This window comes from Kosakonia sp. MUSA4, from assembly GCF_013085925.1.
GTDB lineage: Bacteria > Pseudomonadota > Gammaproteobacteria > Enterobacterales > Enterobacteriaceae > Kosakonia > Kosakonia sacchari_B.
Genome location: NZ_CP025697.1, coordinates 528394 through 540171, shown reverse-complemented (window position 1 = coordinate 540171; position 11778 = coordinate 528394). Strand labels below are relative to the sequence as shown.

Genomic DNA, 11778 nt, shown 5'->3' with positions numbered 1-11778 from the left:
TCTACTTCTTATTGATACTGCCGGAAAGAATACAAAATACGCCCATCAGGTCGGCGTGACGAATGGAGACTTCCGCTTTCTCATTCACTTTGGGTTTCGCGTGGAAGGCGATCCCCAACCCGGCGGCTTTGATCATTGGCAGGTCATTCGCGCCATCGCCAATGGCGACGGTTTGCGCGGCCGGAATCTCGTACTTCTCCGCCAGCGCTTTCAATGTGTTGGCTTTGTACTGGGCATCGACGATATCACCCAGCACCTGGCCGGTGAATTTGCCGTCCATGATCTCCAGCTCATTCGCCACTGCCGCCGTGAGGTGCAGCTTGTCGCGCAGGTAATCTGCAAAGAAGGTAAAGCCGCCGGAGGCAATCGCCACTTTCCAGCCCAGCGTCTCCAGCTTCAACACCAGTTGCACCAGACCCGGCATCAGCGGCAACGATTCACGCACCTGCATCAGGATATTGGCATCCGCCCCTTTCAGCGTTGCCACGCGGCTGCGCAAGCTGGCGGTGAAATCAAGCTCGCCGCGCATCGCACGTTCGGTCACTTCCGCCACCATCTCGCCCGTACCGGCAAGTTTCGCAATCTCGTCAATACACTCGATCTGAATCGCGGTGGAATCCATATCCATCACCAGCAACCCTGGCGAGCGCAAATGCGGGATTTTACCCAGCGGCGCAACATCCATGCCTTCGTCATGCGCCAGACGCGAAGCGCGCGGCGTTAATGACCCCGCCAGGCGAATCACCTGATAATCATCGACGCACCAGGCTGCCACAATCACCATTGCCGCGCCCAGTTTGCGCTGGTAGGTCGTCAGGCGCGTTTTATCAAGATTGCGCCCGTACAGGAGCCAGCCGCTTCGACCGGCGTGATAGTCCAGAGGCATGACCTCATCACCACTTAAAGAGAGCGGCAACCCTGGCCACTGAGAAACATCGTCGGGCAGATCGCACCAGGTCAAACTGTTAAGCATTAAAGCTCCTGTAAAAACATTCGCGCCAGAAAGCATCGGAGGGGAAAATAACGCATGAGGCTACCTTGTAACCAGCGCTTCTGGCAACATTAAGCCTCAAATTTTCAACAGGTGGAATATGGCTCGCGCAAAACTTAAATTTCGGCTGCATCGCGCCGTAACAGTCCTCATCTGTCTGGCATTGCTGGTCGCGCTGATGCAGGGCGCATCCTGGTTCAGCCAGAACCATCAACGCCAGCGCAATCCACAGTTTGAAGAGCTGGCCAGAACCCTGGCGCACCAGGTGACGCTCAACCTTACGCCGCTGATGCGTACCGAAACGCCGGATGAAAAACGTATTGATATCGTGCTACGCCAGCTTACGGAAGGGAGCCGGATCCTCGATGCCGGCGTGTATGACGCACAGGGCGATCTCATTGCACGTTCGGGCGAAAGCATTGACGTTCGCGACCGGCTGGCGCTCGATGGCAAGAAAGCCGGCGGCTATTTCAATCAACAAATTGTCGAACCCATTCAGGGAAAAAGCGGCCCGCTGGGTTATCTGCGCCTGACGCTGGATACCCACACGCTGGCGACGGAAGCGAAGCAGGTTGATAACACCACCAATATTCTGCGCCTGATGTTGTTGCTGTCGCTGGCCATTGGCGTCGTGTTGACGCGTACCCTTTTGCAGGGCAAACGCACGCGCTGGCAACAGTCGCCGTTCCTGCTGACGGCTAACAAATCCGTGCCGGAAGAAGAAGAGCACGAAAAGAAAGAGTAGCGGCTGCCGCTAACGGTAATCTATTGAAAAGTCAAAGAAAGGAAATCGGCTATGTCAACGCTTCGTCTGCTTATCTCTGAATCTTACGATCCGTGGTTCAACCTGGCGGTGGAGGAGTGTATTTTCCGCCAGATGCCGGCAACCCAGCGCGTGCTGTTTTTATGGCGCAACGCCGATACGGTGGTTATCGGTCGGGCGCAGAACCCGTGGAAAGAGTGCAATACGCGGCGCATGGAAGAAGACAACGTGCGGCTGGCCCGGCGTAGCAGCGGCGGCGGCGCGGTTTTCCACGATCTCGGCAACACCTGCTTTACCTTTATGGCTGGCAAACCCGAATACGACAAAACCATCTCTACGGGTATTGTGCTCGCGGCGCTGAATGCGCTCGGCGTAACGGCAGAAGCCTCCGGGCGTAACGATCTGGTGGTGAAGACCGCAGAAGGCGATCGCAAAGTGTCTGGCTCTGCCTACCGTGAAACCCGCGATCGCGGCTTCCACCACGGCACGCTGCTGTTAAATGCCGATCTCAGCCGTCTGGCTAACTACCTCAATCCGGACAAGAAAAAACTGCAAGCGAAAGGCATTACCTCCGTGCGCGGACGCGTCGCCAACCTGGTGGAATTACTGCCGGGCATCACCCACGAGCAGATTTGCCAGGCGATAACGGAGGCCTTCTTCAGCCACTACGGCGAACGCGTTACAGCCGAAATTATCTCACCGGAGAAAACGCCGGATCTGCCCAATTTTGCCGAAACCTTTGCCCGCCAGAGCAGTTGGGAGTGGAACTTTGGTCAGGCGCCCGCTTTCAGCCATTTACTGGATGAGCGCTTTACCTGGGGCGGCGTGGAGCTGCACTTCGACGTTGAGAAAGGCCATATCACCCGCACGCAGGTGTTTACCGACAGCCTGAACCCTGCGCCGCTCGAAGCGCTGGCGGCGCGTTTGCAGGGCTGTCTGTACCGGGCGGATATGCTGGCGCAGGAGTGCGATGCGTTATTGGTGGATTTTCCGGATCAGGAACAGGAGCTGCGCGAGTTGTCAGCGTGGATTGTCAAAGCGGTGCGTTAACTTCACATGCCTGATGGCGCTGCGTTTATCAGGCCAGGGGAATGCAGGCCGGGTAAGGCATTGCCTCCACCCGGCACAACAAAGACTTACGCTTTATCGCCCAGCAGGACAGATTCCAGCGCAATTTTGATCATGTCATTAAACGTCGTCTGACGCTCAGCAGAGGTGGTCTGCTCGTGGGTGCGGATATGGTCGGAAACGGTGCAGATAGTCAGCGCTTTCGCACCGAATTCTGCCGCCACGCCATAAATACCCGCCGCTTCCATTTCCACGCCGAGAATGCCGTATTTCTCCATCACATCGAACATTTCGCCGTCCGGAGAGTAGAACAGATCGGCAGAGAACAGGTTCCCCACGCGCGCATCAACGCCCAGCGTTTTCGCCGCATCAACGGCGTTACGCACCATGTCGAAATCAGCAATTGCCGCAAAGTCGTGATCTTTAAAACGCATGCGGTTTACTTTGGAATCGGTGCAGGCACCCATACCAATCACGATATCACGCAGTTTCACATCCATACGCACCGCACCGCAGGAACCGACGCGAATGATTTTCTTCACGCCAAAATCGGTGATCAGCTCTTTGGTATAGATGGAGCAGGACGGAATGCCCATACCGTGGCCCATTACCGAGATTTTGCGGCCTTTGTAAGTACCGGTATAACCCAGCATGCCGCGCACGTTGTTCACTTCGCGGTAATTTTCGAGGAATGTTTCGGCAATGTGCTTCGCACGCAGCGGATCGCCCGGCATCAGCACAACATCCGCGAAATCGCCCATTTCTGCATTAATATGTGGGGTAGCCATCGTTAATTCCTTTATGTCGTTAGAACAGAAAGGGCGGGAAGCTCCCGCCCAAAATCATCAGAACATGGCTTTGCCATAGTCCATATCAGAAACGCCAAAGTATTTCGCCAACGTCTGACCAATGTCCGCGAACGTTTCACGGTGGCCAAGCGAGCCGGGTTTCACTTTCGGGCCGTAAACCAGCACCGGAATGTGCTCACGGGTATGATCGGTGCCTTTCCAGGTCGGATCGCAGCCATGATCGGCGGTAAGGATCAGGATATCGTCCTCGCCCACCAGCGCCATCAGCTCCGGCAGACGGCGGTCAAACAGCTCCAGCCCGCCCGCATAACCGGCGACATCGCGACGATGGCCCCATGATGAGTCAAAATCAACGAAGTTGGTAAAGACAATTGTCTTATCGCCCGCTTCTTTCATCTCTTTCACGGTGGCGTCAAACAGCGCATCCAGCCCGGTGGCTTTCACTTTTTTGGTGATGCCGCAGTTGGCATAGATATCGGCGATTTTGCCCACCGAAACCACCTGGCCGTCTTTCTCTTCCACCAACTTTTGCAGCACGGTTGCTGACGGCGGCTCAACGGCCAGATCGTGGCGGTTACCGGTGCGCTGGAAGTGGCCCGCTTTATCACCGACAAACGGACGCGCAATCACGCGACCAATGTTGTAACCCCCTTCGGTCAGCTCTTCGCGAGCGATTTCGCACAGTTCATACAGCTTATCGAGACCAAACGTCTCTTCATGGCAGGCGATCTGGAAGACAGAGTCCGCAGAGGTATAGAAAATCGGCTTACCGGTTTTCATATGCTCTTCGCCCAGTTGATCGAGGATCACCGTCCCGGAAGAGTGGCAGTTGCCGAGATAACCCGGCAGATTTGCACGTTCTACCAGTTTATCCAGCAGCGCCTGCGGGAAGCTGTTTTCGGTATCGCTAAAATAGCCCCAATCGAACAGCACCGGCACACCGGCGATTTCCCAATGGCCTGACGGCGTATCTTTACCGGAAGAGAGCTCATGCGCCCACGCGTAAGCGCCAGTGATTTCTGCATTACCGTCCATCCCGGCCGGGATAAAACCGGTCGCGCCTTCATGGGCTTTCGCCAGCCCCAGACGGGTCAGATTAGGGAGATGCAACGGCCCTTTACGCCCGGTATCAGCTTCACCTTTCGCACAGGCTTCAGCAATGTGGCCGAGCGTGTCGGAACCCGCGTCGCCGAAGCGCTCCGCGTCTTCAGTCGCGCCGATGCCGAAAGAGTCCAGCACCATAATAAATGCACGTTTCATATGTTCTCCGTACCTTGTGCTTTGTAAAAAAGCGATCAGATCAGTATATCGTTATTCAGTAATGCGGCGATAGACCGTTGGTGTCTCTTTTGCGGCGATGTCGTCTACAACGAGGGCAGCCTTCACCGCCTGCGCCGCGTCCTGCCAGCTGGCTTCATCCTTCGCGTGGATGACCGCCAACGGGCGCTGCCCATCCACGCGCTCGCCCAGACGCACCATATCGGTAAAGCCAACGCTGTAATCGATACTGTCCGTCGCCTGGCGACGGCCGCCGCCCATCGACACCACCGCCATGCCCAGCGCGCGGGTATCCATTGCGGTAATAAAGCCTTCGTCGTCGGCGTAAACGGCTTTGCTCAGCGTGGCGGTGGGCAGGTAGTTAGCGTAGTTCTCGACGAAATCCGTCGGCCCTTTCTGCGCCGCAACCATGCGGCCAAAGATCTCTGCCGCTTTTCCGTTATCCAGCACCGCTTGCAGTTTCGCCCGGGCTTCCGCATCATTTTTCGCCAGTTTGCCGGAGATCAGCATCTCCACGCACAGCGCCATCGTGACATCAAACAGGCGCGGGTTACGGTATTCGCCGGTGAGGAATTGCACCGCTTCACGCACTTCCACCGCATTGCCCGCGCTGGAAGCCAGCACCTGATTCATATCGGTCAGCAGTGCGGTCGTGCGCACGCCTGCGCCATTCGCCACGCCCACAATCGCCTCCGCCAGTTGTTCGGAGAGCGCATAAGTCGGCATAAACGCACCGCTGCCGACTTTCACGTCCATCACCAGCGCATCAAGGCCTTCAGCCAGTTTTTTCGCCAGGATGGACGCGGTGATCAGCGGAATAGAATCCACCGTCGCGGTGATATCGCGGGTGGCATAAAAACGTTTATCGGCCGGTGCCAGTGAATTGGTCTGGCCGATAATCGCCACGCCAACATCCTTAATAATGTCGCGGAAGCGGCTATCGTCCGGGAAAATGTCGAAGCCGGGAATGGCTTCCAGTTTATCGAGCGTGCCGCCGGTATGCCCCAGCCCGCGCCCGGAAATCATCGGAATATAGCCACCACAGGCGGCAACCATCGGGCCAAGCATCAATGAGGTCACATCCCCGACGCCGCCAGTAGAGTGTTTATCAACAATTGGGCCGTTGAGATTAAGGTGTTTCCAGTCCAGAACCGAACCGGAATCGCGCATTGCCATGGTCAACGACACGCGTTCTGGCATCGTCATGTCGTGGAAAAAGATGGTCATGGCAAGCGCGGCGATCTGGCCTTCAGAAACGGTGTTATCGCGAATTCCGTTGATAAAGAAACGGATCTCTTCATCACTCAGTGCGAGACCATCGCGTTTTTTACGAATAATTTCTTGAGCGAGAAACAAGGTAACCCCCTGAGGAATGATACGACCGGGCAAGCAAAGTGACCCGGCAAAACATGGTGTTATCAGCATATACCGCCGGATGGCGGTGATACCTTACCCGGCCTGCGGGGTAGAGGTGCAGGCCGGGTAAATGGAGCCATCAGTAGCTGCTTGCGCTCTTACCGTCGCCGTGTCCCAGCGCTTTCAACAGGCTTGCCAGCAAGCTGGATGCGCCAAAACGATAGTGACGGGCATCGGCCCAGTCTGCACCAAACAGTTCATCGGCAATCGCCAGATAGTGCTGCGCGTCTTCTGCGCTGCGTACGCCGCCCGCCGGTTTAAAGCCCACAGTTTTCTCAACGCCCATATCGCGGATCACTTCCAGCATGATGCGCGCGCTTTCCGGCGTGGCATTCACCGGTACTTTGCCGGTTGAAGTCTTGATAAAGTCGGCGCCCGCTTTAATCGCGATTTCTGACGCCTTACGGATCAGCGCTTCTTCTTTCAGTTCGCCGGTTTCGATAATCACTTTCAACAGCACGTTGGCTGCGGCACACGCCTCTTTACAGGCTTTGACCAGATCAAAACCAACCTGTTCGTTACCGGCGATCAACGCGCGGTACGGGAATACTACGTCAACTTCATCAGCACCGTAGGCAATCGCCGCACGGGTTTCTGCCAGCGCAATGTCGATATCATCGTTACCGTGCGGGAAGTTGGTTACCGTCGCAATACGCACATCCGGTGTTCCCTGCGCGTTCAGCGTCTTACGCGCAATCGGGATGAAACGCGGATAGATACAAATGGCGGCGGTGTTCCCCACCGGGGTTTTGGCCTGATGACACAGCGCAATGACTTTCTCGTTGGTGTCATCGTCGTTCAGGGTGGTCAGATCCATTAATTGCAACGCGCGCAGGCTGCTTGCCGTTAAATCACTCATATTCTCTCCGACGGCGTAATGCCGATTTTCTGTTCGGGCTTGTTAATATTCTAACATCAACCCTCGATTACACTTCGACACCCATCACAGTTAATGAAAACTTAATGCACGTTTGCAAAACCATAATGAGACATTCATCAAACTTTAAAACGCAAAAGCGGTCGTGATTACCGCTAAGGTGCGTATGGATCAAAAGGGGTTATTCGCCGGTGTCTTACACTCCTCGCCCTGAACGCACGGGATAAAGAGGAAGATCATGTCGATACCGGTTACGCCAGGATTACAGACACGCTGCCAGCAAATTGTGACCAGCCCAACGCTCACGCCGCAGCAGAAACACCATTTTCTCGCGCTGGAGGCGGAAAATAGCCTCCCCTATCCGGCGCTGCCGCAAGCCGCGCGGGAGGCGCTCGACGAGGGGGCAATTTGCGATATGTTTGAAGGGCACGCGCCCTACAAACCGCGCTACGTCCTGCCGGATTACGCCAAATTTCTGGCCAACGGATCCGCGTGGCTGGAGCTGGAAGGGGCAAAGGATCTGGATGATGCGCTCTCTTTGCTGACCATTCTTTATCACCATGTTCCCTCCGTTACCGGCATGCCGGTTTACCTTGGGCAACTGGATGCGTTACTGCAACCATATGTTAGAATTCTAACACAAGAAGAAATCGATATTCGAATAAAACGCTTCTGGCGCTACCTCGACAGAACCTTACCGGATGCCTTTGTCCACGCCAATATCGGCCCTTATGACACACCAGTCACCCGCGCTATCTTACGCGCCGATGCTGAATTAAAGCAGGTCGTGCCGAATCTGACGTTTATTTATGATCCGCAGATTACGCCGGATGATCTGCTGCTGGACGTTGCCCGTAACATCTGCGCGTGCAGCAAGCCGCATATCGCCAATGGACCTCTGCATGATAATATTTTCACAAAAGGCGGCTATGGCATTGTCAGTTGTTACAACTCGCTGCCTCTGGGCGGCGGCGGCAGTACGCTGGTACGGCTGAACCTGAAAGTCATCGCTGAAAGCAGCCGTTCTCTGGAGGAATTCTTTACCCAGCGGCTGCCACATTATTGCCAGCAACAATTGGCCATTATCGATGCGCGCTGCGACTTCCTGTATCAACAATCCGGTTTCTTTGAGCATAGTTTCCTTGTGCAGGAGGGGCTGATCGCCGCCGATCGTTTTGCGCCGATGTTCGGCATCTACGGGCTGGCTGAAGCGGTCAATATTCTGTGCGATAAAGCGAACATCGCAGGGCGCTACGGCAAAGATGAGCAGGCCAATGCTCTCGGCTACCGCATCAGTGAGCAACTGGCGGCATTTGTTGAAAACACGCCGGTCAAACACGGCTGGAAGCAGCGCGCGCTGCTGCATGCGCAATCCGGCATCAGTTCCGATATCGGTACCACGCCAGGCGCGCGTCTGCCTTATGGCGATGAACCCGATCCGATTACCCATTTGCTGGCCGTTGCGCCGCACCACGCCTGGTACAAAGCCGGGATCAGCGATATTTTAACCCTCGACGAAACTGTCAAACGCAACCCGCAGGCCGTGGTGCAACTCTGCCGCGGCGCGTTTAACGCCGGGATGCGAGAGTTTACCGCCAACGTCGCGGGCAATGATTTGGTGCGCGTGACTGGTTATATGGTGCGCCTGTCAGATCTGGAGAAATTCCGCGCCGAAGGTTCGCGCACCAACACCACCTGGCTGGGTGAAGAAGCCGCGCGCAATACGCATATTCTTGAGCGACAACCCCGAGTGGTAAGCCATGAGCAGCAGATGCGCTTTCGTCAGTAACCTGATCCCCTTCTCCTGCGTCGACGGGCCGGGCAGCCGCCTGGCGCTGTTTTTACAGGGCTGTAATCTGCGCTGTAAGAGCTGCCACAATCCGTGGACGATCGGCCGCTGCAATCACTGCGGCGACTGCGTACCAGGTTGTCCGCATCAGGCGCTGGCGTTTGACGGCGGGCAAGTACGGTGGAACGCCGTAACCTGCCAGCAGTGCGATACCTGCCTGCAAATGTGTCCGCAACAGGCAACGCCGATGGCAGAGTCGATGTCTGTGGAAGAGGTGGTGGCGAAGATCCGCAAAGCCGCGTTATTCATTGAAGGCATCACGGTCAGCGGCGGCGAGGCCACGTTACAACTGCCGTTTCTGCACGCGCTGTTTTCGGCGCTGCGTGCCGATCCGCAGTTGCGCCATCTGACCTGTCTTGTCGACAGTAACGGAATGCTGAGCGAAACCGGCTGGCATAAGTTGCTGCCGGTTTGTGACGGGGCAATGATCGATCTTAAAGCCTGGGGCAGCGAACACCACCGCTTCCTCACTGGGCGGGATAATGCGCCGGTGAAAAATAGCCTGCGCCTGCTGGCGGCACAGAACAAGCTGTCCGAAGTGCGTTTGCTGGTGATCCCGCAACATAGCGACTATTTGCTGCATATCGACGCGCTGGCGGCGTTTATCTGTGAACTGGGGCGTATTCCGGTGCGGCTCAACGCATTTCACGCGCACGGCGTTTACGGCGAGGCAAAAAGCTGGCACAGCGCAACCGAAGAAGATATCGAACCGCTGGCGGACGCGCTGCAACAGCGCGGCGTCACCACCGTGCTGCGCCCGGCGCTATATCTGTAAAGCGAAAAGCTGCTGCGTATTGTCCAGTAACGTTTGGGCGATCACATCCGGGGCTTCAGGGCGCAGTTCACACAGCGTGGCAAAAACCCGCGCTGCCTGTTCCGGCCGGTTAGGCTGCCCCTGGAAGCCGTTCAGCGGCATATCCGGCGCATCGGTCTCCAGCAACAACGCCGATAGCGGCAACTGCGCCATGACATCACGGGTTTTACTGGCGCGCGGATAAGTGATCGTTCCGCCGACGCCAAGGTAATACCCCAGTTCGATAAAACGCTGCGCCTGTTGCAGGCTACCGGAAAAGCCGTGAACCACGCCGGTGCGCGGCAAAGCCTGCTTTTTCAGGTGCATCGCCAGTTTGTCATGCGTGCGCCGCGAATGGAGGATCACCGGCAAATCAAAGCGTTTCGCCAGTTTTAGCTGCGCATCCAGCACCTGCTGCTGGCGTTCAAACTGCGGATTATCGCGATAGAGATCCAGGCCAATCTCGCCAATCGCCACCACCTTTTCCGGCCTGGCGACCAGCGCCTGCTCAAGCTGTTCAAGGCTTTGTGCCGTATGTTCTTCAATCACAATCGGATGCAGACCCAGCGCGGCATACAGCGCAGAATGCTCGTGCGCCAAAGAGCAAACGCGATCAAAATAGCGCGCGGCGATGGCGGGTACGATAATGCGCCCGACGCCAGCGTCTGCCGCGCGGGCAATACTGGCAGCTTCATCGCCCGTGAAGGGCGGAAAATCAAAATGACAGTGCGTATCGATAAAGCGGAAACTCACGCCGTATCCTCTTTATTAATGGGTAAGTCGTTGGCTTGTACCGCGCTAACCAGCGGCGCATCCAGCACATCATTGGCGACGGCGGCAGGCGGCACCACGCGGGTGGCAGGAACGGGCGTGGCAACGACCGCGGGCGGCACAGTGAGGGGAGCAGGCACCAGAGTATGGCGAATCAGCGGCGGGGTTTCCGCCAGCAATTTTCCTACCGTCGCCAGGAAATAACGTCCACACAGCCGGCCGATTTTATAATCATCGCGCAGCGCCGGTAACCGGCTGCCCAGCGCCATGCTATGCAAAAGTTTCGGCGGATAGATTTCAAGTATGCGTAGTTTTCCCGGCGGCGTTTCGATAAACCGCTGAATCGCCGAGTAACTTTTCTCGTGGTGCTGCACCAGATTAACCAGCGGCTGTAAGCTGCTGTCGCCCAGCCAACGTTCCATACGTTTAAACCACTGCGGCGTGTAGTACATCTGAGAAGGCACGGTGCGGATCACGACGATGGTTTTCGCTCCGCGTTTAGCCGCTTCCTGAACCGGGATCGCATCGCTGACACCGCCATCGAGATAGTTCACGCCATTGAGCGACACCCCCGAACGGTAAAAACCCGGAATCGCGCTGGAGGCGCGGATCACATCCAGCCACGTCTGGTGGGTTGGCGCAAAATATTCCGCGGTGTAATCATCCTGGCGGCAGGCGCACATATAGAACGCTTTCCCGGCATCAAAAGAACGCGCGGCAAAATCCATCGCCAGCGGCATCTGGCGGGATGTCGAATCAACCAGCCAGTCGAGATCGATAAGGTTACCGCCGCGCACAAAGCGCACCGGGTCAAAAAAGTCACGCGTGGTGGTGTAGCGCATGATCACTTTGCGGGCGTAGCCGGGCTGGTTGCATACATAAGCCGAGAGGTTTTGCGCGCCCGCAGAGGTACCAAAGTAGAGATCGAAGGGGTTAAAGTCCGCCTGCATAAACTCGTCCAGCACCCCGGCAGTGAAAATTCCACGCTGACCTCCGCCTTCGCACACCAACGCGAGACGGCCCGGACGAAACGGTTTTAACGCCAGGGGCGCAATATTGCCCAGCGTTATTGGAATATATTGCCCCACCCTGCTTTCCTTTTGGCTGCGTTGTATCTGTCAAAGTAACGCAATTTCTGCCGGGCCGAAATAGTAAAGCCAGTC

The 11778-nt window shown here is 56.4% G+C and carries 11 protein-coding genes; 4 read left to right on the top strand and 7 right to left on the bottom strand.

Going from position 1 to position 11778, the window contains the following annotated elements; genetic code table 11:
• Position 1: 1 nt before the first annotated feature.
• On the bottom strand, positions 2-973 hold the full coding sequence (gene serB, locus C0557_RS02575; RefSeq protein WP_208657395.1) for a phosphoserine phosphatase: 972 nt from the start codon (positions 971-973) through the stop codon (positions 2-4).
• Between the two features lie 118 nt (positions 974-1091).
• Here serB and C0557_RS02570 point away from each other — a divergent pair, with 118 nt between their 5' ends.
• Positions 1092-1736, top strand: coding sequence for a YtjB family periplasmic protein (locus C0557_RS02570; RefSeq protein WP_208657394.1), 645 nt, complete (start codon positions 1092-1094; stop codon positions 1734-1736).
• A 51-nt stretch (positions 1737-1787) separates the two neighbouring features.
• Positions 1788-2804: a lipoate--protein ligase A gene (gene lplA / locus C0557_RS02565; protein WP_208657393.1), complete on the top strand. Its 1017-nt coding sequence runs from the start codon at positions 1788-1790 to the stop codon at positions 2802-2804.
• Between the two features lie 86 nt (positions 2805-2890).
• Here lplA and deoD read toward each other — a convergent pair whose 3' ends face one another.
• The 4 genes from deoD to deoC form a co-directional block, all read right to left on the bottom strand.
• On the bottom strand, positions 2891-3610 hold the full coding sequence (gene deoD, locus C0557_RS02560; RefSeq protein ID WP_043955113.1) for a purine-nucleoside phosphorylase: 720 nt from the start codon (positions 3608-3610) through the stop codon (positions 2891-2893).
• 57 nt (positions 3611-3667) lie between these two features.
• Positions 3668-4891, bottom strand: a complete 1224-nt coding sequence (gene deoB, locus C0557_RS02555; protein WP_074774822.1) for a phosphopentomutase — start codon at positions 4889-4891, stop codon at positions 3668-3670.
• A gap of 51 nt (positions 4892-4942) precedes the next feature.
• Positions 4943-6265 carry a thymidine phosphorylase gene (deoA, locus tag C0557_RS02550; RefSeq protein ID WP_208657392.1) on the bottom strand — a complete coding sequence of 441 codons (1323 nt, stop codon included), beginning with the start codon at positions 6263-6265 and terminating at the stop codon, positions 4943-4945.
• A gap of 139 nt (positions 6266-6404) precedes the next feature.
• On the bottom strand, positions 6405-7184 hold the full coding sequence (deoC, locus tag C0557_RS02545; protein ID WP_007373042.1) for a deoxyribose-phosphate aldolase: 780 nt from the start codon (positions 7182-7184) through the stop codon (positions 6405-6407).
• Between the two features lie 256 nt (positions 7185-7440).
• Between deoC and C0557_RS02540 the strand changes: the two genes are divergently transcribed.
• Positions 7441-8991: a YjjI family glycine radical enzyme gene (locus tag C0557_RS02540; protein ID WP_208657391.1), complete on the top strand. Its 1551-nt coding sequence runs from the start codon at positions 7441-7443 to the stop codon at positions 8989-8991.
• On the top strand, positions 8963-9826 hold the full coding sequence (locus C0557_RS02535; protein WP_208657390.1) for a YjjW family glycine radical enzyme activase: 864 nt from the start codon (positions 8963-8965) through the stop codon (positions 9824-9826). The genes C0557_RS02540 and C0557_RS02535 overlap by 29 nt, the downstream gene beginning before the upstream one ends.
• Here C0557_RS02535 and C0557_RS02530 read toward each other — a convergent pair.
• Both C0557_RS02530 and C0557_RS02525 read right to left on the bottom strand, forming a co-directional pair.
• The gene (locus tag C0557_RS02530; RefSeq protein WP_208657389.1) at positions 9815-10597 is read right to left on the bottom strand and encodes a metal-dependent hydrolase; all 783 of its coding nucleotides are present in this window, start codon (positions 10595-10597) and stop codon (positions 9815-9817) included. The genes C0557_RS02535 and C0557_RS02530 overlap by 12 nt on opposite strands.
• A complete protein-coding gene (locus C0557_RS02525; RefSeq protein ID WP_208657388.1) occupies positions 10594-11703 on the bottom strand; it encodes a patatin family protein in 1110 nt (369 codons plus the stop codon). The genes C0557_RS02530 and C0557_RS02525 overlap by 4 nt, the downstream gene beginning before the upstream one ends.
• Positions 11704-11778 lie beyond the last annotated feature (75 nt).

What these genes read in the sequence shown, in the direction of transcription:
- serB (WP_208657395.1), bottom strand. Translation starts at nt 973, where the DNA reads ATGCTTAACAGTTTGACCTGGTGCGATCTGCCCGACGATGTTTCTCAG.
- C0557_RS02570 (WP_208657394.1), top strand. Translation starts at nt 1,092, where the DNA reads ATGGCTCGCGCAAAACTTAAATTTCGGCTGCATCGCGCCGTAACAGTC.
- lplA (WP_208657393.1), top strand. Translation starts at nt 1,788, where the DNA reads ATGTCAACGCTTCGTCTGCTTATCTCTGAATCTTACGATCCGTGGTTC.
- deoD (WP_043955113.1), bottom strand. Translation starts at nt 3,610, where the DNA reads ATGGCTACCCCACATATTAATGCAGAAATGGGCGATTTCGCGGATGTT.
- deoB (WP_074774822.1), bottom strand. Translation starts at nt 4,891, where the DNA reads ATGAAACGTGCATTTATTATGGTGCTGGACTCTTTCGGCATCGGCGCG.
- deoC (WP_007373042.1), bottom strand. Translation starts at nt 7,184, where the DNA reads ATGAGTGATTTAACGGCAAGCAGCCTGCGCGCGTTGCAATTAATGGAT.
- C0557_RS02540 (WP_208657391.1), top strand. Translation starts at nt 7,441, where the DNA reads ATGTCGATACCGGTTACGCCAGGATTACAGACACGCTGCCAGCAAATT.
- C0557_RS02535 (WP_208657390.1), top strand. Translation starts at nt 8,963, where the DNA reads ATGAGCAGCAGATGCGCTTTCGTCAGTAACCTGATCCCCTTCTCCTGC.